This window comes from Escherichia sp. WS2035, from assembly GCF_046487065.1.
Lineage (GTDB): Bacteria > Pseudomonadota > Gammaproteobacteria > Enterobacterales > Enterobacteriaceae > Escherichia > Escherichia coli.
In genome coordinates, this window is sequence record NZ_JBJQKD010000001.1 from 192,248 (window position 1) to 216,432 (window position 24,185).

21 protein-coding genes are annotated in these 24,185 nt (G+C 52.1%); 15 read left to right on the forward strand and 6 right to left on the reverse strand.

The window, feature by feature from the left end; translation table 11 throughout:
* Nucleotides 1–3 precede the first annotated feature (3 nt).
* From araJ to sbcD, 3 genes are all read right to left on the reverse strand, one after another.
* On the reverse strand, nucleotides 4–1,188 hold the full coding sequence (gene araJ, locus ACJHX4_RS00960; RefSeq protein ID WP_012896741.1) for an MFS transporter AraJ: 1,185 nt from the start codon (nucleotides 1,186–1,188) through the stop codon (nucleotides 4–6).
* A gap of 125 nt (nucleotides 1,189–1,313) precedes the next feature.
* Nucleotides 1,314–4,457, reverse strand: a complete 3,144-nt coding sequence (gene sbcC, locus ACJHX4_RS00965) for an exonuclease subunit SbcC (RefSeq protein ID WP_000698843.1) — start codon at nucleotides 4,455–4,457, stop codon at nucleotides 1,314–1,316.
* A complete protein-coding gene (gene sbcD, locus ACJHX4_RS00970) occupies nucleotides 4,454–5,656 on the reverse strand; it encodes an exonuclease subunit SbcD (protein WP_001221274.1) in 1,203 nt (400 codons plus the stop codon). The genes sbcC and sbcD overlap by 4 nt, the downstream gene beginning before the upstream one ends.
* Nucleotides 5,657–5,845: 189 nt before the next feature.
* Here sbcD and phoB point away from each other — a divergent pair, with 189 nt between their 5' ends.
* From phoB to malZ, 5 genes are all read left to right on the forward strand, one after another.
* Nucleotides 5,846–6,535 (forward strand): phosphate response regulator transcription factor PhoB, encoded by a 690-nt coding sequence (gene phoB / locus ACJHX4_RS00975; RefSeq protein WP_000113933.1) that lies wholly within the window; start codon nucleotides 5,846–5,848, stop codon nucleotides 6,533–6,535.
* Nucleotides 6,536–6,592: 57 nt separating this feature from the next.
* Nucleotides 6,593–7,888 (forward strand): phosphate regulon sensor histidine kinase PhoR, encoded by a 1,296-nt coding sequence (phoR, locus tag ACJHX4_RS00980; protein WP_000893576.1) that lies wholly within the window; start codon nucleotides 6,593–6,595, stop codon nucleotides 7,886–7,888.
* Between the two features lie 406 nt (nucleotides 7,889–8,294).
* Nucleotides 8,295–9,614 (forward strand): branched-chain amino acid transporter carrier protein BrnQ, encoded by a 1,320-nt coding sequence (gene brnQ, locus ACJHX4_RS00985; RefSeq protein ID WP_000149635.1) that lies wholly within the window; start codon nucleotides 8,295–8,297, stop codon nucleotides 9,612–9,614.
* 75 nt (nucleotides 9,615–9,689) lie between these two features.
* Complete coding sequence (gene proY / locus ACJHX4_RS00990; RefSeq protein ID WP_001295329.1) at nucleotides 9,690–11,063, forward strand: proline-specific permease ProY; 1,374 nt, start codon at nucleotides 9,690–9,692, stop codon at nucleotides 11,061–11,063.
* 155 nt (nucleotides 11,064–11,218) lie between these two features.
* Nucleotides 11,219–13,036 (forward strand): maltodextrin glucosidase, encoded by a 1,818-nt coding sequence (gene malZ, locus ACJHX4_RS00995; protein WP_000979366.1) that lies wholly within the window; start codon nucleotides 11,219–11,221, stop codon nucleotides 13,034–13,036.
* A 4-nt stretch (nucleotides 13,037–13,040) separates the two neighbouring features.
* Here malZ and acpH read toward each other — a convergent pair whose 3' ends face one another.
* Entirely contained in the window at nucleotides 13,041–13,622 is a 582-nt protein-coding gene (gene acpH, locus ACJHX4_RS01000; protein WP_001009870.1) for an ACP phosphodiesterase, read from the reverse strand.
* Nucleotides 13,623–13,714: 92 nt separating this feature from the next.
* Between acpH and queA the strand changes: the two genes are divergently transcribed.
* The 6 genes from queA (at nucleotide 13,715) to yajD (ending at nucleotide 19,656) form a co-directional block, all read left to right on the forward strand.
* Nucleotides 13,715–14,785, forward strand: coding sequence for a tRNA preQ1(34) S-adenosylmethionine ribosyltransferase-isomerase QueA (queA, locus tag ACJHX4_RS01005; protein ID WP_001266506.1), 1,071 nt, complete (start codon nucleotides 13,715–13,717; stop codon nucleotides 14,783–14,785).
* A gap of 54 nt (nucleotides 14,786–14,839) precedes the next feature.
* Nucleotides 14,840–15,967, forward strand: coding sequence for a tRNA guanosine(34) transglycosylase Tgt (tgt, locus tag ACJHX4_RS01010; protein ID WP_000667319.1), 1,128 nt, complete (start codon nucleotides 14,840–14,842; stop codon nucleotides 15,965–15,967).
* A gap of 22 nt (nucleotides 15,968–15,989) precedes the next feature.
* A complete protein-coding gene (yajC, locus tag ACJHX4_RS01015) occupies nucleotides 15,990–16,322 on the forward strand; it encodes a preprotein translocase subunit YajC (RefSeq protein WP_000007629.1) in 333 nt (110 codons plus the stop codon).
* 27 nt (nucleotides 16,323–16,349) lie between these two features.
* On the forward strand, nucleotides 16,350–18,197 hold the full coding sequence (gene secD / locus ACJHX4_RS01020; RefSeq protein WP_000934823.1) for a protein translocase subunit SecD: 1,848 nt from the start codon (nucleotides 16,350–16,352) through the stop codon (nucleotides 18,195–18,197).
* A 10-nt stretch (nucleotides 18,198–18,207) separates the two neighbouring features.
* Entirely contained in the window at nucleotides 18,208–19,179 is a 972-nt protein-coding gene (secF, locus tag ACJHX4_RS01025) for a protein translocase subunit SecF (protein WP_000046637.1), read from the forward strand.
* 129 nt (nucleotides 19,180–19,308) lie between these two features.
* Nucleotides 19,309–19,656, forward strand: a complete 348-nt coding sequence (gene yajD / locus ACJHX4_RS01030) for an HNH nuclease YajD (RefSeq protein ID WP_000974813.1) — start codon at nucleotides 19,309–19,311, stop codon at nucleotides 19,654–19,656.
* Nucleotides 19,657–19,693: 37 nt separating this feature from the next.
* Here the strand turns inward: yajD and tsx are convergent, their stop codons facing one another.
* Together tsx and ACJHX4_RS01040 are read right to left on the reverse strand one after the other, a co-directional pair.
* On the reverse strand, nucleotides 19,694–20,578 hold the full coding sequence (gene tsx / locus ACJHX4_RS01035; protein WP_001295827.1) for a nucleoside-specific channel-forming protein Tsx: 885 nt from the start codon (nucleotides 20,576–20,578) through the stop codon (nucleotides 19,694–19,696).
* Between the two features lie 298 nt (nucleotides 20,579–20,876).
* Nucleotides 20,877–21,416, reverse strand: coding sequence for a DUF3251 domain-containing protein (locus ACJHX4_RS01040; RefSeq protein ID WP_001295828.1), 540 nt, complete (start codon nucleotides 21,414–21,416; stop codon nucleotides 20,877–20,879).
* A 150-nt stretch (nucleotides 21,417–21,566) separates the two neighbouring features.
* On the opposite strand from ACJHX4_RS01040, the gene nrdR reads away from it, so the two are divergent.
* The 4 genes from nrdR to nusB all read left to right on the forward strand — a co-directional run bounded on the left by nrdR (nucleotide 21,567) and on the right by nusB (nucleotide 24,121).
* A complete protein-coding gene (nrdR, locus tag ACJHX4_RS01045; protein ID WP_000543535.1) occupies nucleotides 21,567–22,016 on the forward strand; it encodes a transcriptional regulator NrdR in 450 nt (149 codons plus the stop codon).
* Between the two features lie 3 nt (nucleotides 22,017–22,019).
* A complete protein-coding gene (ribD, locus tag ACJHX4_RS01050; protein WP_001150440.1) occupies nucleotides 22,020–23,123 on the forward strand; it encodes a bifunctional diaminohydroxyphosphoribosylaminopyrimidine deaminase/5-amino-6-(5-phosphoribosylamino)uracil reductase RibD in 1,104 nt (367 codons plus the stop codon).
* Between the two features lie 88 nt (nucleotides 23,124–23,211).
* Nucleotides 23,212–23,682 (forward strand): 6,7-dimethyl-8-ribityllumazine synthase, encoded by a 471-nt coding sequence (gene ribE / locus ACJHX4_RS01055; protein ID WP_001021161.1) that lies wholly within the window; start codon nucleotides 23,212–23,214, stop codon nucleotides 23,680–23,682.
* Between the two features lie 19 nt (nucleotides 23,683–23,701).
* Nucleotides 23,702–24,121, forward strand: coding sequence for a transcription antitermination factor NusB (nusB, locus tag ACJHX4_RS01060; protein ID WP_000801125.1), 420 nt, complete (start codon nucleotides 23,702–23,704; stop codon nucleotides 24,119–24,121).
* Nucleotides 24,122–24,185 lie beyond the last annotated feature (64 nt).

Genomic DNA, 24,185 nt, shown 5'->3' on the forward strand with positions numbered 1-24,185 from the left:
AATCTACCCCAGTGGTTTCGCCAGCACCGGACTATCCGCCGCTTGCTGGCGCTTATAGCGACCATACAGCAGCAACGACGACATCGCAGCAAACGAAAGCAGGGCGGCGGGCAGCGCCACGTAATTATATGCCAGCCCCAGCGTCAGCATCATACCACCGCAATATGCGCCGACGGCGCTACCGAGGTTAAACGCTATTTGCCCACCTGCGGCACCTAATAACTCTCCGCCTTTGGCATTTTGCAGTAATAATATTTGTAGAGGTGCTGAAAGGGCAAATAATCCCGCGCAACAAATAAAAGCAAAAATAAGCGACGTTGTTTTCATACCGCCGAAGAAAAAGAGCATCAGCAGTGCCAGTACAATGATAAAGTCAGTCACTGCTGCAATGCGCAGTGGTGAATAACGTCCTGAAATCCTGCCACTTAGCATATTCCCCAGCACCATCCCTAGCCCAACTAACATCATAATAAAGGTCATCGCCGTTTCCGAAAAACCGGAAATAAACATCATGTATGGCTTTACGTAGCTGAACCAGGCAAACACACCTGCGTTGCCAAACATCGTAGCAGCGAAAATTAACCACGGGGCAGGGCTGCGTAAAAAGTGAAATTGTTCGCGTAGTTTTCCTTTCGCCTCGTCGCGAATATCCGGCACCCAAAAATAGACCGATGCCATCACCGCAATATTAAAAATAGCGATCAACAAAAAGGTGTAACGCCAGCTAAATTCCTGACTTAAATACGTTCCCAGTGGAATGCCCAGCAAATTGGCGACTGTCATCCCGGAAACCATCCCTGCCACGGCGGCGGTGACTTTGCCGGGTTTGATAATTTTTGATAACACGATCGCGCCGACGCCAAAAAATGCACCATGCGGGAAGCCGGAAACCAGCCGACCAATGGCGAGCATCAGGTAAGACGAAGAGAGCGTGAACATGGCGTTGCCAATGACGCACAACGCCACCAGAAACAACAAGATATGTTTGAGTGAGTAGCGACTGGAAAAAAGCGCGATGATTGGCGCACCGACCACCACCCCCAGCGCATAATACGAGATCATATGCCCGGCGGCAGGAATCGAAATTCCTACGTTATGCGCCAGCTCCGTGAGCACGCCCATAATGCCAAATTCGGCCATCCCCAAACCAAACGTGCCCAGAGCCAAAGATAAAATAACTTTTTTCATACCACCATCACAACCACCAGAACGGCTACCAATCACCGTAGCCAATAAAGTGATAGCTTGCAGGATAACGACCAGTCGGGCCAAGAGATAATTCGCCCCTCTGTATTCATTATCCTGCTGAATAGTTATTTCACTGCAAACGCACTTTCCAGTTTGCTGTAGCCCAGTCCATTGATCTTCTTCACTTTGATCTGCACCGGAATACGCTCTTTCATCGCTTCAACGTGGCTAATCACCCCGATGGTTTTGCCACTGGCATTCAGGGCATCCAACGCATCAAGGGCGGTATCCAGCGTTTCGCTATCCAGCGTGCCAAAACCTTCATCAAGGAACAGCGAGTCAATACGCGTTTTATGGCTGACCAGATCTGAAAGCGCCAGTGCCAGCGCCAGACTGACGAGGAAACTTTCGCCGCCGGAAAGGGTACGGGTATCGCGTACCGCATCAGCCTGCCAGGTATCAACAACCTCAACTTCCAGCGCCTCGCTGGCTTTGCGCTGTAACAGATAGCGCCCGTGCAGCCGGGTAAGTTGCTGATTAGCGAGATGGACTAAATTATCCAGCGTCAGCCCTTGGGCAAATTTGCGGAATTTATCGCCCTCTTTGGAACCTATTAGCGAATTCAGATATCCCCAGTCCTCAACCTGCTGCGTCATTTGAGCAATTTGCTGCATTAAGGTTTGTTGTTGCTGACGGTTATCTGCATCCTGCTTCAGCTGCTGGCGAATCTCGCCTTGACTCGTGGTGTTTTCACGCAACTTTTGGTGAGTTTGCGCTAACTCTTGCTGAATCTGCTCCACCGTCACAGTGAGAGACAACCCGCCAGGTCGGTGTTGCTGATGCTGTGTCAGCGTTTCTGCTGTCTGAGTGACCAGCGTTTGCGCCTGACGGCGCTGGTTTTCCAGATTCTGCTTGAGCTGTTCCAGCTGCGTTAGTGTTTGTTCATCCATTAGCGCCGCAAGGAACGCCTGCTGATCGTCAAAGACGCTCGCCTGTAGCGCGGTGTCAAACTGCGCCTGGGCTTTTTGCAGACTTTGCGCCGCCAGAACATCCTGTTGCTGTAACGTCTGCTGCTGGCTGTGTAATGCGAGACATTGTTCATGAACCTGCCGCCAGTTTTCCAGCGCCACAGTTTCTTCGCTGTGCGGGAGTTCATCACTTTGCGGCAACGTTTCCAGAATCGGCGTCAGCTGCTGCATACGGTTTTGCAGCGCGGTTAATTCGTTCTGGCGTTGCTGCCAGCTCTGCGCTTCTTGCTGACGCGTCGCCAACCAGCTCTCTTCTTCATCTTCCTGTGGCAATGTCAGTGCATAACCCGCCAATGCCGTTAAGAGCTGCTGCTGGCGTTGTTCAATTTGCTGTTGATACTGGATAATTTGCTGATTATGCGCGGCAATCTGCCCTTGTAATTCATGCCGTTGGCTGAGTAACCGCAGCTGGCGTTCGTGCTCATCTTGTGCATCCAGCCACGGTTGAATATCGTCCTGTGGCTGCAGGGTGATATTGAGGCTGGCCGTGACGGCTTGCCATTGTTGAGTAAGTGCTTGCTCATCTTGTCGGAGGCTTTGCGCTTCGTTTTCATCGCGCTGAAGTTGCTTTGTTAAGGCGTCCAGTTGCCCACGTAGCGTCGCACCTTCTTCGCCGAGCTTTTTCACTTCTTTTTCCAGCGTTAATAGCCGGGCCTGATTAACGCCCGGTTCCAGCGCCTGATACGCCTCGACCGCCGGGTGGCTGGTGGAACCACAAAGTGGGCAAGGCTGACCCGCCTGTAACTGTGCGCGCTGGGCTTCCAGCGTTTTAATGCGCGCTTCCTGCTCGCAAATGGTTTTCACATCGGCAAGTTGTTGCATCTTTTCTTTATAACGATGGCGCATTTTGTTAAGTGCGGCATTACGTTGCGTCTGCTCCAGAGTGACGTTCTGGATAGCGACCTGTAACTGCGCCAGACGTTTTTGTTGGGGAACAATCTGCCCATGCAGTGCGACCAGGCGCTGACGCAGTGGGCGTTGCTCAGCATGTTGCGCCTGGGCGCTAGCAACTTCATCGGCGGTTAACGTCAACGTGATCGCCGCAAGCGCATTAAGTTTTTGCTCAGCATGGGTTAACTGTTGCTGCCATTGCCGCAGATGCTCGCGATCGCTGGTTTGTTGGGAGAACTGCGCACGCCAACCCGCCAGTTCGTTGTTCCACTGACGGAAGCGGTCGTGTTCCTGTAACCAGGCATTCAGGCTTTGTTGCTGCTGCTGTAATTCTGCTGACTGCTTCGCCGCGTGGTGGCGAATGCTCGCACGAAGCGCCATTGTGCTCTGTAAGCGAGTATTTACTTCTTCAATCTGCTGGCGAGTATGCGCCAGCGCCGTGCTGTGTTCTGCGATGCGTTCCCAGTGCGGACGAAGATTTCGTGCCGGTTGTGCCAGACTGAGCGCCGCCAGTTGAGGTTGCGCTTGTTCTTCTTCGGCTAATGCCTGTTGCAAGGCCTGTTGACGGCGGCTGGCTTCTTGCTGCAATTCGTCCAGACGCGTTAACCAGTTTAGCGATTGTTGTTCTTGCTGCTGCGCGGTAATTAACTGTTTTTCTTCGTCAGTAAGTACCTGCAAACTCGCTGTCAGCGATTGCACTTGTTCCGGCGTGAGCAACGCGACGCCGCTGGCCTGCGCTTGCAGCTTCTCCAGCTCTGTGCGGGCCGATTTGTGCTGCTCAAAAACCATCGCCGAGATTTGCCCGTAGATTTCAGTGCCGGTTAACTCCTCGAGCAATTCTGCGCGTTCTTTGGGTTTGGCATTCAGGAAGGCAGCAAATTGCCCCTGCGAAAGCAGCATCGAACGGGTGAAGCGCCCGTAATCCAGTCCGGTTAACGTCGCCGTCAGTTCCAGCTTATCTTTCACTTTGTCGGCGAGAATTTTGCCGTCTGCACAGCGCGCCAGCTCTACGCGTGGCACCTGCAAATTACCGTCCGGCTGGTTACGCGCCCGATTCTGGCTCCAGAACGCGCGATACGCTTCATCTTTGACTTCAAACTCCACTTCCGCCAGACATTCGGCGGTATCGCGGGTCATGAGATCATTTTGCGATTGTGAAACGTTAGAGAGGCGCGGAGTTTCGTGATACAGCGCCAGACAAATGGCGTCCAGCAGGGTGGTTTTCCCCGCACCGGTTGGGCCGGTAATAGCAAACAGCCCGTTGCTGGCGAACGGCTCGCGGGTGAAATCAATCTTCCATTCGCCTTTTAATGAGTTCAGGTTTTTCAGGCGCAGGCTGAGAATTTTCATGCTTCGTGTTCTCCGGCGAGGCTATGCAACGTCGTGGCGAAAAGATGCTGCAGACGTTGCTGCTGTGATTCATCCAGTTCTTCCAGTGCCAGACGGCGATTGAACACCTCTTCGACGCTGAGTTCGCTGAGGGTTTCACGCTGTTGGCTGGCTAACACACGCTCGCGCTGTTCACGACTCCGGCGTACCAGCAATACTTCGACAGGCAATGATTCGGTTAATGCCTGGATTTTGCGCTGAATATCATGCAGATACTCATCAGTAGTGATTTCGATATCCAGCCAGACAGGCGGCTCCTGTGATACATCGCGCCACTGTTCCAGCTGTGCGGTAATCGACGCCAGATCGCCTTTCAGCACCGCCATGGGTTGCGTTACCGGTACGTTCAGGTTTTCCACGCTCTCTAATTTGCCGTTTGAAAATGTCACCAGATGGACATATTTACTCTTACCGCATTCATCAAAACTCAGTGGAATGGGGGAGCCGCAATAGCGAACATGTTCCATGCCGCCAATAAGCTGCGCGCGGTGAATATGCCCGAGCGCGATGTAGTCGGCTGGTGGAAAGTTTTGTGCCGGAAACGCGTCCAGCGTGCCAATATAAATGTCACGCACGGCGTCACTTTTACTGGCACCCACGGTCGTTAAATGTCCAGTGGCGATGATGGGCAGAGGCTGATCGCCGCGCAGTTTGCAGGCATCGGCATAATGTTGTTGATAATAATCAGTAATAGCCGCCAGCAAATGCTGCTGTTTTTCAATACCGTTAAGCCCCGCCTGGCTGGTAATAATGTCACGCGGGCGTAAAAAAGGTATGGGACACAGCACTGCGCCTGGCGTCCCGTCGCGACGGGGCAATATTTGCGGCGCATGTCCGGCGCTGGCGACCACGGTAGTATTGAGGAACGCCATGATATCGCGCGATTCATTCAGCGTGGCGACCGAGTCATGGTTTCCTGCCAGTACCACCAGATGACAGCCAGTTTGCTGTAAATTGACAACAAAACGGTTGTATAACGTGCGGGCGTAACTGGGCGGCGAGCCGGTATCGAAAACATCACCGGCAACAATAATCGCATCCACCAGATGGGCTTGTGCTGTCTCCAGCAGCCAGTCAAGAAAAGCCTGATGTTCAGCTTCGCGGCTTTTACTGTAGAAGTTCTGGCCGAGATGCCAGTCTGAGGTGTGAAGGATGCGCATAACGGTTCCCTGGCGAAAAAGCATGGGCGCGATTATACCCAAACAGATGTGCCATTTGCTTTTTTCTGTGCCACGGAAATCAATAACCTGAAGATATGTGCGACGAGCTTTTCATAAATCTGTCATAAATCTGACGCATAATGACGTCGCATTAATGATCGCAACCTATTTATTACAACAGGGCAAATCATGGCGAGACGTATTCTGGTCGTAGAAGATGAAGCTCCAATTCGCGAAATGGTCTGCTTCGTGCTCGAACAAAATGGCTTTCAGCCGGTCGAAGCGGAAGATTATGACAGTGCTGTGAATCAACTGAATGAACCCTGGCCGGATTTAATTCTCCTTGACTGGATGTTACCTGGCGGCTCCGGTATCCAGTTCATCAAACACCTCAAGCGCGAGTCGATGACCCGGGATATTCCAGTGGTGATGTTGACCGCCAGAGGGGAAGAAGAAGATCGCGTGCGCGGCCTTGAAACCGGTGCGGATGACTATATCACCAAGCCGTTTTCTCCGAAGGAGCTGGTGGCGCGAATTAAAGCGGTAATGCGCCGTATATCGCCGATGGCGGTGGAAGAGGTGATTGAGATGCAGGGGCTAAGTCTCGATCCGACATCTCACCGGGTGATGGCGGGCGAAGAACCGCTGGAGATGGGGCCAACTGAATTTAAACTGCTGCACTTTTTTATGACGCATCCCGAGCGCGTGTACAGTCGCGAGCAACTGTTAAATCACGTATGGGGAACCAACGTGTATGTGGAAGATCGTACGGTCGATGTCCACATTCGTCGCCTGCGTAAAGCACTGGAGCCCGGCGGGCATGACCGCATGGTGCAGACCGTGCGCGGTACAGGGTATCGTTTTTCAACCCGCTTTTAAGGCCTTGCTCATCGGACGTAGAGCAGGGCTTATGATTTCTTAACTGGAGTATCTTACGTGCTGGAACGGCTGTCGTGGAAAAGGCTGGTGCTGGAGCTGCTATTTTGCTGCCTCCCGGCTTTCATCCTGGGTGCATTTTTGGGTTACCTGCCCTGGTTTTTGCTGGCATCGGTAACAGGACTGCTTATCTGGCATTTCTGGAATTTATTGCGCCTTTCATGGTGGCTGTGGGTGGATCGTAGTATGACCCCGCCACCGGGGCGTGGTAGCTGGGAACCGCTACTATACGGCTTACACCAGATGCAGCTGCGAAATAAAAAACGCCGCCGTGAACTGGGCAATCTGATTAAACGCTTTCGTAGCGGCGCGGAGTCGCTGCCCGACGCGGTGGTGCTGACCACGGAAGAGGGCGGTATTTTCTGGTGCAACGGTCTGGCGCAACAGATTCTTGGCTTGCGCTGGCCGGAAGATAACGGGCAGAACATCCTTAACTTGCTGCGTTACCCGGAGTTTACGCAATATCTGAAAACGCGTGATTTCTCTCGCCCGCTCAATCTGGTGCTCAATACCGGGCGGCATCTGGAGATTCGCGTCATGCCTTATACCCACAAACAGTTGCTGATGGTGGCGCGAGATGTCACGCAAATGCATCAACTGGAAGGGGCGCGGCGTAACTTTTTTGCCAACGTGAGCCATGAGTTACGTACGCCATTGACCGTGTTACAGGGTTACCTGGAGATGATGGATGAGCAACCGCTGGAAGGCGCGGTACGTGAAAAAGCGTTGCACACCATGCGTGAGCAGACCCAGCGGATGGAAGGGTTGGTGAAGCAATTGCTGACGCTGTCGAAAATAGAAGCCGCACCGACGCATTTGCTCAATGAAAAGGTTGATGTGCCGATGATGCTGCGCGTCGTTGAGCGCGAGGCTCAGACTCTGAGTCAGAAAAAACAGACATTTACCTTTGAGATAGATAACGGCCTCAAGGTGTCAGGCAACGAAGATCAGCTACGTAGTGCGATTTCGAACCTGGTCTATAACGCCGTGAATCATACGCCGGAAGGCACGCATATCACCGTACGCTGGCAGCGAGTGCCGCACGGTGCCGAATTTAGTGTTGAAGATAACGGACCGGGCATTGCACCGGAGCATATTCCGCGCCTGACCGAGCGTTTTTATCGCGTTGATAAAGCGCGTTCCCGGCAAACCGGTGGTAGCGGATTAGGGTTAGCGATCGTGAAACATGCGGTGAATCATCACGAAAGTCGCCTGAATATTGAGAGTACAGTAGGAAAAGGTACACGTTTCAGTTTTATTATCCCGGAACGTTTAATTGCCAAAAACAGCGATTAATTCGCCTTTGTCATCTTTTATTGCCATAAGCCAGCCGATGCTGGCTTATTTTCTTTGCAGTCGAAATACGGGCGTTAGATTTTACAATGGTTGGTGATTTTTTGTTCGCATGATTAGCCATGTCTTTTTCATTGAAATAGTGTTTTATACTGGTTGGTGATTTCTTATCGCTATATACCTCTGGTTTTTAGATCCCTTCTTGCTTTAAAACGTTATAAGCGTTTAAATTGCGCTTCAGGTGCTGTCATACTGACTGCATTTACGCGGTAAATCGAAAAACTATTCTTCGCCGCGCCTGGTTGGGAGTATTTCCCGCTAAAATTGTTTAAATATACCGCTGTATCATCCCCAGGGATTGGCACAAAAATTTAACGTTACAACACCACATCCACAGGCAGTATGATTTATGACCCATCAATTAAGATCGCGCGATATCATCGCTCTGGGCTTTATGACATTTGCGTTGTTCGTCGGCGCAGGTAACATTATTTTCCCTCCAATGGTCGGCTTGCAGGCAGGCGAACACGTCTGGACTGCGGCATTCGGCTTCCTCATTACTGCCGTTGGCCTACCGGTATTAACGGTAGTGGCGCTGGCAAAAGTTGGCGGCGGTGTTGACAGTCTCAGCACGCCAATTGGTAAAGTCGCTGGCGTACTGCTGGCAACAGTTTGTTACCTGGCGGTGGGGCCGCTTTTCGCTACGCCGCGTACAGCTACCGTTTCTTTTGAAGTGGGCATTGCGCCGCTGACGGGTGATTCCGCGCTGCCGCTGTTTATTTACAGCCTGGTCTATTTCGCTATCGTTATTCTGGTTTCGCTCTATCCGGGCAAGCTGCTGGATACCGTGGGCAACTTCCTTGCGCCGCTGAAAATTATCGCGCTGGTCATCCTGTCTGTTGCCGCAATTATCTGGCCGGCGGGTTCTATCAGCACGGCGACTGAGGCTTATCAAAACGCTGCGTTTTCTAACGGCTTCGTCAACGGCTATCTGACCATGGATACGCTGGGCGCAATGGTGTTTGGTATCGTTATTGTTAACGCGGCGCGTTCTCGTGGCGTTACCGAAGCGCGTCTGCTGACCCGTTATACCGTCTGGGCTGGCCTGATGGCGGGTGTTGGTCTGACTCTGCTGTACCTGGCGCTGTTCCGTCTGGGTTCAGACAGCGCGTCGCTGGTCGATCAGTCTGCAAACGGTGCGGCGATCCTGCATGCTTACGTTCAGCATACCTTTGGCGGCGGCGGTAGCTTCCTGCTGGCGGCGTTAATCTTCATCGCCTGCCTGGTCACGGCGGTTGGCCTGACCTGTGCTTGTGCAGAATTCTTCGCCCAGTACGTACCGCTCTCTTATCGTACGCTGGTGTTTATCCTCGGCGGCTTCTCGATGGTGGTGTCTAACCTCGGCTTGAGCCAGCTGATTCAGATCTCTGTACCGGTGCTGACCGCCATTTATCCGCCGTGTATCGCACTGGTTGTATTAAGTTTTACACGCTCATGGTGGCATAATTCGTCCCGCGTGATTGCTCCGCCGATGTTTATCAGCCTGCTTTTTGGTATTCTCGACGGGATCAAGGCATCTGCATTCAGCGATATCTTACCGTCCTGGGCGCAGCGTTTACCGCTGGCCGAACAAGGTCTGGCGTGGTTAATGCCAACAGTGGTGATGGTGGTTCTGGCCATTATCTGGGATCGCGCGGCAGGTCGTCAGGTGACCTCCAGCGCTCACTAAATCACTGAACATTTGTTTTAACCACGGGGCTGCGATGCCCCGTGGTTTTTTATTGTGTTGATGGGTTAGGAATTGATGGAAAGTAAGAACAAGCTAAAGCGTGGGCTAAGTACCCGACACATACGCTTTATGGCACTGGGTTCAGCAATTGGCACCGGGCTGTTTTACGGTTCGGCAGATGCCATCAAAATGGCCGGTCCAAGCGTGTTGTTGGCCTATATTATCGGTGGTATCGCGGCGTATATCATTATGCGTGCGCTGGGGGAAATGTCGGTACATAACCCGGCAGCCAGCTCTTTCTCGCGTTATGCGCAGGAAAACCTCGGCCCGCTGGCAGGTTACATTACCGGCTGGACCTACTGCTTTGAAATCCTTATTGTCGCCATCGCCGATGTGACCGCTTTTGGTATCTATATGGGTGTCTGGTTCCCGACGGTGCCGCACTGGATTTGGGTACTGAGTGTGGTGCTGATCATTTGCGCCGTAAACCTGATGAGCGTGAAGGTATTCGGTGAGCTGGAGTTCTGGTTCTCGTTCTTTAAAGTCGCCACTATCATCATCATGATTGTCGCCGGTTTCGGCATCATCATCTGGGGGATTGGCAACGGCGGGCAACCGACCGGTATTCATAACCTGTGGAGCAACGGCGGCTTCTTCAGTAACGGCTGGCTTGGTATGGTGATGTCGTTGCAAATGGTGATGTTTGCTTACGGTGGGATCGAAATTATCGGGATTACCGCCGGTGAAGCGAAAGATCCTGAGAAATCGATTCCGCGTGCGATTAACTCCGTGCCGATGCGTATTCTGGTGTTCTACGTCGGTACGCTGTTCGTCATTATGTCTATCTACCCGTGGAATCAGGTTGGCACTGCCGGTAGCCCGTTTGTGCTGACGTTCCAGCATATGGGCATTACCTTTGCCGCCAGCATTCTTAACTTTGTTGTGCTGACCGCTTCGCTGTCGGCAATTAACAGTGACGTATTTGGTGTAGGCCGTATGCTCCACGGTATGGCAGAGCAGGGCAGCGCGCCAAAAATTTTCAGCAAAACCTCGCGTCGCGGTATTCCGTGGGTTACGGTGCTGGTGATGACTACCGCGCTGCTGTTTGCGGTGTATCTGAACTACATCATGCCGGAAAACGTCTTCCTGGTGATCGCTTCGCTGGCAACCTTCGCCACGGTGTGGGTGTGGATTATGATCCTGCTGTCGCAAATCGCCTTCCGTCGCCGTTTGCCGCCAGAAGAAGTTAAGGCGCTGAAATTTAAAGTGCCGGGTGGGGTAGCAACGACCATCGGCGGTTTGATTTTCCTGCTCTTTATTATCGGGTTGATTGGTTATCACCCTGATACGCGTATCTCGCTGTATGTTGGTTTCGCGTGGATTGTTGTGCTGTTGATTGGCTGGATGTTTAAGCGCCGCCACGATCGTCAGCTGGCTGAAAACCAGTAATCCTTGCGTTCTGTAAGCCGGTTCAGGAGGAAATCCTGATCCGGCTATTCCGAAAGTTATCCGCCCCCGTCCTCCTCCCCCAAATATCCTTCAGATGATGAGTGATCCTGCATTAGGCTATGGCAAGGTGATCAGATTTTCATCACAGGGGAATTATGATGTTAAATGCATGGCATCTGCCGGTGCCCCCATTTGTTAAACAAAGCAAAGATCAACTGCTCATTACACTGTGGCTGACGGGCGAAGACCCACCGCAGCGCATTATGCTGCGTACAGAACACGATAACGAAGAAATGTCAGTACCGATGCATAAGCAGCGCAGTCAGCCGCAGCCTGGCGTCACCGCATGGCGGGCGGCGATCGAGCTCTCCTGCGGACAACCTCGGCGGCGTTATAGTTTCAAATTGCTGTGGCACGATCGCCAGCGTTGGTTTACACCGCAAGGCTTCAGCCGAATGCCGCCGGCACGACAGGAGCAGTTTGCCATCGATGTACCGGATATCGGCCCACAATGGGCTGCGGATCAGATTTTTTATCAGATCTTCCCTGATCGTTTCGCCCGTAATCTTCCTCGTGAAGCTGAACAGGATCATGTCTATTACCATCACGCAGCCGGACAAGAGATCATATTGCGTGACTGGGATGAACCGGTCACGGCGCAGGCTGGCGGATCAACGTTCTATGGCGGCGATCTGGACGGGATAAGTGAAAAACTGCCGTATCTGAAAAAACTTGGCGTGACGGCGCTGTATCTCAATCCGGTGTTTAAAGCTCCCAGCGTGCATAAATACGATACCGAGGATTATCGCCATGTCGATCCGCAGTTTGGCGGTGATGGGGCGTTGCTGCGTTTGCGACACAATACGCAGCAGCTGGGAATACGACTGGTGCTGGACGGCGTGTTTAACCACAGTGGCGATTCCCATGCCTGGTTTGACAGGCACAATCGTGGCACGGGGGGAGCTTGTCACAACCCCGAATCACCCTGGCGTGACTGGTACTCGTTTAGTGATGATGGCACGGCGCTCGACTGGCTGGGCTATGCCAGCTTGCCGAAGCTGGATTATCAGTCGGAAAGTCTGGTGAATGAAATTTATCGCGGGGAAGACAGTATTGTCCGCCACTGGCTGAAAGCGCCGTGGAATATGGATGGCTGGCGGCTGGATGTGGTGCATATGCTGGGGGAAGCGGGTGGGGCGCGCAATAATTTGCAGCACGTTGCCGGGATCACCGAAGCGGCGAAAGAAACCCAGCCGGATGCGTATATTGTCGGCGAACATTTTGGCGATGCACGGCAATGGTTACAGGCCGATGTGGAAGATGCCGCCATGAACTATCGCGGCTTCACATTCCCGTTGTGGGGATTTCTTGCCAACACCGATATCTCTTACGATCCGCAGCAAATTGACGCCCAAACCTGTATGGCCTGGATGGATAATTACCGCGCAGGGCTTTCTCATCAACAACAATTACGTATGTTTAATCAGCTCGACAGCCACGATACTGCGCGATTTAAAACGCTGCTCGGTCGGGATGTTGCGCGCCTGCCCCTGGCGGTGGTCTGGCTGTTCACCTGGCCTGGTGTACCGTGCATTTATTACGGTGATGAAGTGGGACTGGATGGCAAAAACGATCCGTTTTGCCGTAAGCCGTTCCCCTGGCAGGTGGAAAAGCAGGATTCGGCGTTATTCGCGCTGTACCAGCGAATGATTGCGCTGCGTAAGAAAAGTCAGGCGTTGCGTCGTGGCGGCTGTCAGGTGCTGTATGCGGAAGATAACGTGGTGGTATTTGTCCGCGTGCTGAATCAGCAGCGTGTACTGGTGGCAATCAACCGTGGCGAAGCCTGTGAAGTGGTGCTACCCGCGTCGCCGTTGCTTAATGTCGCGCAATGGCAACGCAAAGAAGGTCACGGGCAACTGACGGACGGGATTCTGGCTTTGCCTGCCATTTCGGCTACGGTGTGGATGAATTAACGTCTTATAACGCCTTGCGTGACGCCTGCTCCATCATCCGCGGATAAAACTGCCAGAAGCGGGTTTCGAGAGCATCGTAATGGGCGTCTAAATCGTACCAGGAGTCACGCAGGGCATCCAGACGTGGGCGACGGCTTGCCATGCCGTTTAACACGCTCTGGATGAAATCCATATCGCGATAGCGCACCAACCACTGCTCTGACCATAAGTAGTTGTTCAGATTGATAAAGCGTGGCGGTGAGTCTGGAAGAATAGTCATCACTTGCTCCCGGGCATAACAGGTAAATTCCTGTAGCGGAAAATCGGGCGACAGCTGCGACCAGTGGCGGGACAGAAAGTGATCCCACATCACATCCAGCGTAATAGGCGCGACACGGCGCGTTTCATTACGAAACCACTCCCGCGCTTCGCGGACTTCTGGCAGATTGTCGGTTAATACGTCGATTCGCCGATGCATATGAATGCCAGCCACGACGTCGGGCGGAAAACTTTCTTCAGGATTTCCGCGTACGAAATCAGCCAGTAAATTGCCGGAAAGCGAGCTTTCCGCGAGATGGGCTAAATGCAGGTGAGCTAAAAAATTCATCGATTATATTCTATCCAAAGGGGGGTAAAGGTTGCAGGGAGAGCGCCCCGGCACTAGACTACCCGCCTCTTATTTTAGTCTGAGTCAGTGTCATGCGCGTTACCGATTTCTCTTTTGAATTGCCCGAATCCCTGATTGCCCACTATCCCATGCCTGAACGCAGTAGCTGTCGTTTACTGTCGCTGGACGGGCCGACGGGCGCGCTGACGCACGGTACTTTCACCGATTTACTCGATAAGCTCAACCCCGGCGATCTTCTGGTTTTTAATAATACCCGCGTGATCCCGGCGCGTCTGTTTGGGCGTAAAGCCAGCGGCGGCAAGATTGAAGTGCTGGTTGAGCGGATGCTCGACGACAAACGCATTCTTGCGCATATTCGCGCCTCGAAAGCGCCAAAACCTGGCGCAGAACTGCTGCTGGGCGATGACGAAAGTATTAACGCAACAATGACCGCGCGCCACGGCGCACTGTTTGAAGTCGAATTTAATGATCAACGTTCGGTGCTGGATATTCTCAACAGCATCGGCCATATGCCGCTGCCGCCGTACATCGACCGTCCGGACGAAGATGCAGACCGCGAACTTTATCAAACGGTTTATAGCGAAAAACCCGGCGCGGTAGCAGCACCGACCGCCGGACTGCACTTTGACGAACCTTTGCTGGAAAAATTACGCGCCAAAGGCGTGGAGATGGCGTTTGTGACGTTGCACGTTGGTGCGGGCACCTTCCAGCCGGTGCGCGTCGACACCATTGAAGATCACATCATGCACTCGGAATACGCTGAAGTGCCGCAGGATGTGGTAGACGCGGTACTGGCGGCGAAAGCGCGCGGTAACCGGGTGATTGCGGTTGGCACCACCTCAGTACGTTCGCTGGAAAGTGCGGCTCAGGCAGCGAAAAACGATCTCATTGAACCGTTCTTTGACGATACCCAAATCTTTATCTATCCGGGCTTCCAGTACAAAGTGGTCGATGCGCTGGTGACGAACTTCCACCTTCCGGAATCGACGCTGATTATGCTGGTTTCGGCATTTGCTGGTTATCAACACACCATGAATGCCTATAAAGCGGCGGTAGAAGAGAAATATCGCTTTTTTAGTTACGGTGATGCGATGTTTATCACGTACAATCCGCAGGCAATTAATGAGCGCGTTGGGGAGTAATTCCGCGGCGCTGGTTTAAACGTTGGACTGTTTTTCTGACGTAGTGGAGAAAAAATGAAATTTGAACTGGACACCACCGACGGTCGCGCACGCCGTGGCCGCCTGGTCTTTGATCGTGGCGTAGTGGAAACGCCTTGTTTTATGCCTGTTGGCACTTACGGCACCGTAAAAGGGATGACGCCGGAAGAAGTTGAAGCCACTGGCGCGCAAATTATCCTCGGCAACACCTTCCACCTGTGGCTGCGCCCGGGCCAGGAAATCATGAAACTGCACGGCGATCTGCACGATTTTATGCAGTGGAAAGGACCAATCCTTACCGACTCCGGCGGCTTCCAGGTTTTCAGCCTTGGTGATATTCGTAAAATCACCGAACAGGGTGTTCACTTCCGTAACCCGATCAACGGCGACCCGATTTTCCTCGACCCGGAAAAGTCGATGGAGATTCAGTACGATCTTGGTTCGGATATCGTCATGATCTTTGATGAGTGTACGCCGTATCCTGCTGACTGGGATTATGCAAAACGCTCCATGGAGATGTCTCTGCGTTGGGCGAAGCGTAGCCGTGAGCGTTTTGACAGTCTCGGAAACAAAAATGCGCTGTTTGGTATCATTCAGGGCAGTGTTTACGAAGATTTACGTGATATTTCTGTTAAAGGTCTGGTAGATATCGGTTTTGATGGCTACGCTGTCGGCGGTCTGGCTGTGGGTGAGCCGAAAGCAGATATGCACCGCATTCTGGAGCATGTATGCCCGCAAATTCCGGCAGACAAACCGCGTTACCTGATGGGCGTTGGTAAACCAGAAGACCTGGTTGAGGGCGTACGTCGCGGTATCGATATGTTTGACTGCGTAATGCCAACCCGCAACGCCCGAAATGGTCATTTGTTCGTGACCGATGGCGTGGTGAAAATCCGCAATGCGAAGTATAAGAGCGATACTGGCCCACTCGATCCTGAGTGTGATTGCTACACCTGTCGCAATTATTCACGCGCTTACTTGCATCATCTCGACCGTTGCAACGAAATATTAGGCGCGCGACTCAACACCATTCATAACCTTCGTTACTACCAGCGTTTGATGGCGGGTTTACGCAAGGCTATTGAAGAGGGTAAATTAGAGAGCTTCGTAACTGATTTTTACCAGCGTCAGGGGCGAGAAGTACCACCTTTGAACGTTGATTAATATTAATAATGAGGGAAATTTAATGAGCTTTTTTATTTCTGATGCGGTAGCGGCAACGGGTGCACCGGCGCAAGGTAGCCCGATGTCTTTGATTTTGATGCTGGTGGTATTCGGTCTGATTTTCTATTTCATGATCCTGCGTCCACAGCAGAAGCGCACCAAAGAACACAAAAAGCTGATGGACTCCATCGCTAAAGGTGATGAAGTGCTGACGAACGGTGGCCTGGTCGGTCGCGTAACCAAAGTAGCGGAAAACGGCTACATTGCTATCGCACTGAATGACACCACTGAAGTAGTTATTAAACGTGACTTCGTAGCTGCCGTTCTGCCGAAAGGCACCATGAAGGCGCTGTAATTAAAATTTTTCCCTAAGGGAATTGCCGTGTTAAACCGTTATCCTTTGTGGAAGTACGTCATGCTGATCGTGGTGATTGTCATCGGTCTGCTGTATGCGCTTCCCAACCTGTTTGGTGAGGATCCGGCTGTTCAGATCACTGGTGCGCGCGGAGTCGCCGCCAGTGAGCAAACGCTGATCCAGGTCCAGAAAACGTTACAAGAAGAAAAAATAACTGCTAAGTCTGTGGCACTGGAAGAGGGCGCTATTCTTGCGCGCTTCGACTCCACTGACACCCAGCTGCGCGCTCGTGAAGCATTAATGGGCGTTATGGGTGACAAATACGTCGTGGCGCTTAATCTTGCCCCGGCAACGCCGCGCTGGCTGGCAGCTATTCATGCTGAGCCGATGAAGCTCGGCCTTGACCTGCGTGGCGGCGTTCACTTCCTGATGGAAGTGGATATGGACACCGCGCTTGGCAAACTCCAGGAACAAAATATCGATAGCCTGCGCAGCGACCTGCGTGAAAAGGGCATCCCGTATACCACCGTTCGTAAAGAAAACAACTACGGCCTGAGCATCACTTTCCGCGATGCTAAAGCTCGTGATGAAGCCATTGCGTATCTGAGCAAGCGCCATCCGGACCTGGTGATTAGCAGCCAGGGCAGCAACCAGCTGCGTGCGGTAATGAGCGATGCTCGTCTGAGTGAAGCGCGTGAATATGCGGTGCAGCAGAACATCAATATCCTGCGTAACCGTGTAAACCAACTTGGCGTGGCGGAGCCGGTGGTTCAGCGTCAGGGTGCTGACCGTATCGTTGTTGAACTGCCAGGTATTCAGGACACTGCGCGTGCGAAAGAGATTCTGGGTGCGACGGCAACGCTGGAATTCCGTCTGGTAAACACCAACGTTGATCAGGCCGCTGCGGCATCCGGTCGCGTACCGGGCGACTCTGAAGTGAAACAGACCCGCGAAGGTCAGCCGGTTGTGCTGTACAAACGCGTAATTCTGACCGGTGACCATATCACCGACTCCACTTCCAGCCAGGACGAATACAACCAGCCGCAGGTTAACATCTCTCTCGATAGCGCGGGTGGTAACATCATGTCTAACTTCACCAAGGACAACATCGGCAAACCGATGGCAACCCTGTTTGTGGAGTACAAAGACAGCGGTAAGAAAGATGCAAACGGTCGTGCGGTTCTGGTGAAACAGGAAGAGGTGATTAATATCGCCAACATCCAGTCTCGTCTGGGTAACAGCTTCCGTATTACTGGCATCAATAACCCAAGCGAAGCGCGTCAGCTTTCACTGCTGCTGCGTGCCGGTGCGTTGATCGCGCCGATTCAGATTGTTGAAGAACGTACCATTGGCCCAACCCTGGGTATGCAGAACATTGAGCAGGGGCTGGAGGCTTGCCTTGCCGGTCTGCTGGTTTCTATTCTGTTCATGATCATCTTCTATAAGAAGTTTGGTCTGATTGCGACCAGTGCTCTGATTGCCAACTTGATCTTGATTGTCGGTATTATGTCGCTGTTGCCAGGCGCAACGCTGAGTATGCCAGGTATCGCGGGTATCGTCTTAACCCTTGCGGTAGCGGTCGATGCGAACGTACTGATCAACGAACGTATTAAAGAAGAGTTGAGCAACGGACGTACTGTTCAACAGGCAATTGATGAAGGTTATCGTGGCGCATTCAGTTCCATCTTCGATGCGAACATCACCACGCTGATTAAAGTCATCATCCTGTACGCAGTGGGTACCGGGGCAATTAAAGGGTTCGCGATTACTACCGGTATCGGTGTGGCGACGTCGATGTTTACCGCGATTGTCGGTACGCGTGCCATCGTAAACCTGCTATATGGCGGCAAGCGCGTCAAGAAGCTGTCAATCTGAGGAGTGCGATGTGGCACAGGAATATACTGTTGAACAACTAAACCACGGCCGTAAAGTCTATGACTTTATGCGCTGGGACTACTGGGCTTTCGGCATCTCTGGTCTGCTGTTAATCGCCGCTATCGTTATTATGGGCGTGCGCGGCTTTAACTGGGGGCTGGATTTCACCGGTGGTACGGTTATTGAAATTACGCTCGAAAAACCGGCTGAAATTGACGTAATGCGTGATGCATTGCAAAAAGCCGGTTTTGAAGAGCCGATGCTGCAAAACTTTGGTAGCAGCCACGACATCATGGTCCGTATGCCGCCTGCTGAAGGCGAAACCGGTGGTCAGGTGCTGGGCAGCCAGGTTCTGAAGGTGATTAACGAATCCACCAATCAGAATGCGGCAGTGAAGCGTATTGAGTTCGTCGGTCCGAGCGTGGGGGCAGACCTTGCGCAAACCGGTGCGATGGCGTTGATGGCGGCGCTGCTGTCTATCCTCGTGTACGTTGGTTTCCGCTTTGAGTGGCGACTGGCGGCAGGGGTTGTTATTGCGCTGGCGCACGACGTTATCATTACGCTGGGTATTTTGTCGTTATTCCATATCGAGATTGACCTGACCATTGTGGCATCGTTGATGTCGGTTATCGGTTACTCGCTTAACGACAGTATCGTGGTATCGGACCGTATTCGTGAAAACTTCCGCAAGATCCGTCGCGGTACGCCTTACGAAATCTTTAACGTGTCCTTGACCCAGACGCTGCACCGTACCTTGATCACATCCGGTACTACCTTGATGGTTATCCTGATGCTGTACCTCTTCGGTGGTCCGGTACTGGAAGGCTTCTCGCTGACCATGCTTATCGGTGTTTCCATCGGTACTGCATCTTCCATCTATGTGGCATCTGCGCTGGCTCTGAAACTGGGTATGAAGCGCGAACACATGTTGCAGCAGAAAGTGGAAAAAGAAGGGGCGGATCAGCCGTCAATTCTGCCTTAATCAAGTTTCAGCTGATGTTGAAAATCCCGGTCAGAAGATCGGGATTTTTTTTGATGTAAGGTGATTGCGAAAATCCCCGCATCTTGGGAAACTGCGCGTAACCCTACATTTCATCCAGGTAACTTTTTCATGGCTATCATCCCAAAAAACTATGCGCGGTTAGAAAGCGGCTATCGCGAAAAAGCATTAAAAATCTATCCGTGGGTCTGCGGTCGCTGTTCCCGCGAGTTTGTTTATTCCAACCTGCGTGAACTTACCGTTCACCACATTGATCACGACCATACTAATAACCCGGAAGATGGCAGTAACTGGGAATTACTTTGTCTCTATTGCCACGATCATGAGCATTCGAAATACACCGAAGCGGATCAGTATGGTACGACCGTTATCGCAGGGGAAGATGCGCAGAAAGATGTCGGTGAAGCGAAGTACAACCCATTCGCTGATTTGAAAGCGATGATGAACAAGAAGAAGTGATAAAAAATGCCGGATATGAAATCCGGCATTCTCACAATTAGAAGTTGTAACCTACTACCAGATAACCACCCCAGCCGGTAGAGCGAACGTTGAAGTTGCCGTTGCCGAAGTTCAGTTCTGCATCGTCATTCCACTGACCACCGTTATGCCAGTAACGGGCAACGACAGAGTAGTGCCAGTGATCGTAATTCAGCGCCAGAATATGGCTGGACGCAATAGAGTTATTGGTACGTGTTTTAATACCGTTGTTCGCATAACCGCTGTCATCGCCCAGGTCGGAACCCCAGTCGAAGTTGGTGAAGCCGATGTAGCTCAGCTGGCCGCCCCACAGATCGGTAATCGGCACAAAGTACTTCACTTTGAAACGGTAACCGTCCCACTCGTTTTCGTTCGCTGCGCCGTAGTTCTGCCACTGGTATTTCGCATAGACGTTCATGGACAGGCTCATCGGCAGACCAGTATCGATGTCGGTACCCAGACCCATGTACCAGGTGCTCTGGCGGCCATCTTTATTACGACCCATGTCGTAAATGTAGTTGTTCGCGAAGTACCACTCTTTGAACGGACCGAAGCTAAGGTCAGTATTGGTCAGCTTGTCAATGGAGAAACGCGGTTCGATTTCCATAAACAGCGGAGAACCGTGGTTCCAGATACCTTTTGCATCGGAGTTACCGCCGAAGAATACCGGCGCATCCGCATAACCATAGAAGTCGAACCAGTCTTTTTTAGCGAATGCTTCGTACTCAAGGTAGGTATCGTTGCGGAGCTGCGGTCCGAAACGGGTGTGATAGCTTCCGACAACGTTAACGCTCTGGTGCCACCAGTCGGAAAGATACTGCGGTTTGTCGTTTTCAGCTGCGTTGACAGTAAAAGACGAAGAGAGCGCCAGTACCGCACCGGCTGCCAGTAATGTTTTTTTCATATGTATGCCACTGTTTGAAAATCCCTTGCGGGAGTGAAAAAGGCGCAAATTGCGTTTCTAAATATTTCGTATACAGAGGAGCCTATTATAAAAATCATTGCTCACAAAAATATGTTTCGTTTCACAGTTCTATCATTTACGTAATCGATTGCGTTCACGTTTACACACATTCGGGCGGGGATTGTACTGACTTTCACCCTTGTTGCAAACTTTTACTATCAATCCAGGTGATGTAAGCGGAGTAACAAAATGACGGAGAAAGATGTTGCGGGACGCACAATATCGCCCCGCAATACGTTTACTGCATAACAGGTTGAATGTCGTGGATACGTACAAAGCCTAACTGATCCACAGAAATACCCTTTAACTGTAACGGAATATCAACATCGCTGGGGGCGAGGACGCTGGCAGGGGCGTTAATCAATTGATTCTGCACATTGATTTCCTGAAAGTTGTCTATTGTTCCCTGAATTTGCCCATATTCAACGGTTCCGCTGAATGCGGGTAAAGGGTCATTGGATTCGCCCTGAATACGTAGCGTCAGGGTAGTGCCATCTGTGTCAGGCGTAATATTCACCAGCGACATACGTAAAGTACCGATCTGGCTTTCCAGTCTTGCTGGTGTTTTTGCTCCAGGCAGAAGGTAAACCCCACTGCTGGATTTTGCATTCAGCTTGTTTTGCTGAGTGATTTTGACCGTTTCTTTATTGAGTTGCGTCATCTCCTGGTTCAGCGTGCTGACGCTGTGTTTCATCTGTCGCACTTCACTTTGCTGCACACAGGCGCTAAGGCTGAACAGGCTTCCCAGCAGGAGCAGTCGAAAAACGTTAGTATTCATAGGTCGTCCCTTTCTCGTCGCAATTAGCCTAATGGTAGAGGGTAAAAGCAGTGAAAGCATCGATCCTTTATCTCAAAAGCGTTGCGCCTTTGTTGTATCGTCAGTTCAGGGTAAAATAGATTTCTGTTAACCACCTGGTCAGGACGCCGTATGCATTGCCCATTCTGTTTCGCCGTGGACACTAAGGTAATTGACTCTCGTCTCGTGGGCGAGGGTTCATCCGTACGCCGCCGTCGGCAGTGTCTGGTGTGTAATGAACGTTTCACCACCTTTGAAGTGGCGGAGCTGGTTATGCCGCGTGTTGTAAAAAGCAACGACGTGCGTGAACCGTTTAATGAAGAGAAATTACGTAGCGGAATGCTGCGGGCGCTGGAAAAACGTCCGGTGAGTTCCGATGACGTCGAAATGGCAATCAATCATATAAAATCGCAGCTGCGCGCCACCGGTGAGCGCGAAGTGCCGAGCAAGATGATTGGCAATCTGGTGATGGAGCAATTGAAAAAGCTCGATAAAGTCGCCTATATCCGTTTTGCCTCTGTCTACCGCAGTTTCGAAGATATCAAAGAATTTGGCGAAGAGATCGCGCGCCTGGAGGACTAAGCCGTGCAGGACGAGTATTACATGGCGCGGGCGCTAAAGCTGGCGCAACGAGGACGTTTTACCACGCATCCCAACCCGAATGTCGGGTGCGTCATTGTCAAAGATGGCGAAATTGTCGGTGAAGGTTACCATCAACGAGCGGGTGAACCGCATGCCGAGGTACACGCGTTGCGCATGGCCGGCGAAAAAGCCAAAGGCGCAACGGCGTATGTCACACTCGAACCCTGTAGCCATCATGGTCGTACGCCACCGTGTTGTGATGCATTAATTGCTGCGGGCGTGGCGCGCGTGGTTGCTGCAATGCAAGACCCCAATCCGCAGGTTGCTGGACGTGGACTTTACCGTCTGCAACAGGCTGGCATTGACGTCAGCCACGGGCTGATGATGAGTGAAGCTGAGCAATTGAATAAAGGCTTTCTCAAGCGGATGCGCACCGGCTTTCCTTATATTCAGTTAAAACTTGGCGCATCGCTTGATGGTCGCACGGCGATGGCGAGTGGCGAAAGCCAGTGGATCACTTCGCCTCAGGCGCGACGCGACGTACAACGACTGCGCGCGCAAAGTCATGCCATTTTAACCAGCAGCGCCACGGTGCTGGCGGATGATCCAGCCTTAACAGTGCGTTGGTCTGAACTGGATGAACAAACTCAGGGGCTCTACCCGCAACAAAATCTCCGTCAGCCAGTACGTATTGTGATTGATAGCCAAAATCGCGTGACGCCGGAACATCGCATTGTGCAGCAGCCCGGCGAAACCTGGTTCGCGCGTACGCAGGAAGATTCTCGTGAGTGGCCGGAAACGGTGCGTACCTTGCTGATTCCAGAGCATAAAGGTCACCTGGATCTGGTTGTACTAATGATGCAACTGGGTAAACAGCAGATTAACAGCATCTGGGTGGAAGCGGGGCCAACGCTCGCTGGCGCATTGCTACAGGCGGGTTTAGTCGATGAGCTGATTGTCTATATCGCACCTAAACTATTAGGCAACGACGCCCGTGGATTATGCACGCTGCCAGGGCTTGAGAAATTAGCCGACGCTCCCCAATTTAAATTCAAAGAGATACGTCATGTAGGCCCGGATGTTTGCCTGCATTTAGTGGGTGCATGATCTCCCGGCTCGAAAGGGAAGCAGCGCACGAAATATTATGCTAAAATCCGCCCCCCTGCGGGGCCATACTCGAACCCGAAGGAAGAAAATGAACATTATTGAAGCTAACGTTGCTACCCCGGACGCTCGCGTCGCCATCACCATCGCGCGTTTCAACAACTTTATCAATGACAGCCTGCTGGAAGGTGCAATTGACGCACTGAAACGTATCGGTCAGGTAAAAGATGAAAACATTACCGTTGTTTGGGTGCCTGGTGCCTATGAGCTGCCGCTGGCGGCGGGTGCACTGGCTAAAACCGGTAAATACGACGCGGTGATTGCGCTGGGTACGGTTATTCGTGGTGGCACTGCCCACTTTGAATATGTCGCTGGTGGTGCAAGCAACGGCCTGGCGCATGTTGCCCAGGACAGCGAAATTCCGGTTGCTTTTGGTGTTCTGACCACTGAAAGCATTGAACAAGCGATCGAACGTGCTGGCACCAAAGCTGGCAACAAAGGTGCAGAAGCTGCACTGACCGCGCTTGAAATGATTAATGTATTGAAAGCCATCAAGGCCTGAAATTAGTAAGGGGAAATCCGTGAAACCTGCTGCTCGTCGCCGCGCTCGTGAGTGTGCCGTCCAGGCGCTCTACTCCTGGCAGTTGTCCCAGAACGACATCGCTGATGTTGAATACCAGTTCCTGGCTGAACAGGATGTAAAAGACGTTGACGTCCTGTACTTCCGTGAGCTGCTGGCCGGGGTGGCGACTAACACCGCATACCTCGACGGACTGATGAAGCCGTACCTGTCCCGTCTGCTGGAAGAACTGGGCCAGGTAGAAAAAGCAGTACTGCGCATTGCGCTGTACGAGCTGTCTAAACGTAGCGATGTGCCATACAAAGTGGCCATTAACGAAGCGATCGAACTGGCGAAATCGTTCGGCGCAGAAGACAGCCATAAGTTCGTCAACGGCGTACTCGATAAAGCAGCACCTGTGATTCGCCCTAACAAAAAGTAATATCCAAGCCGGTAGATTCACGGAAGACCGTTCCATGATCGCCGGCCTTTTCTTTTTTATCTGC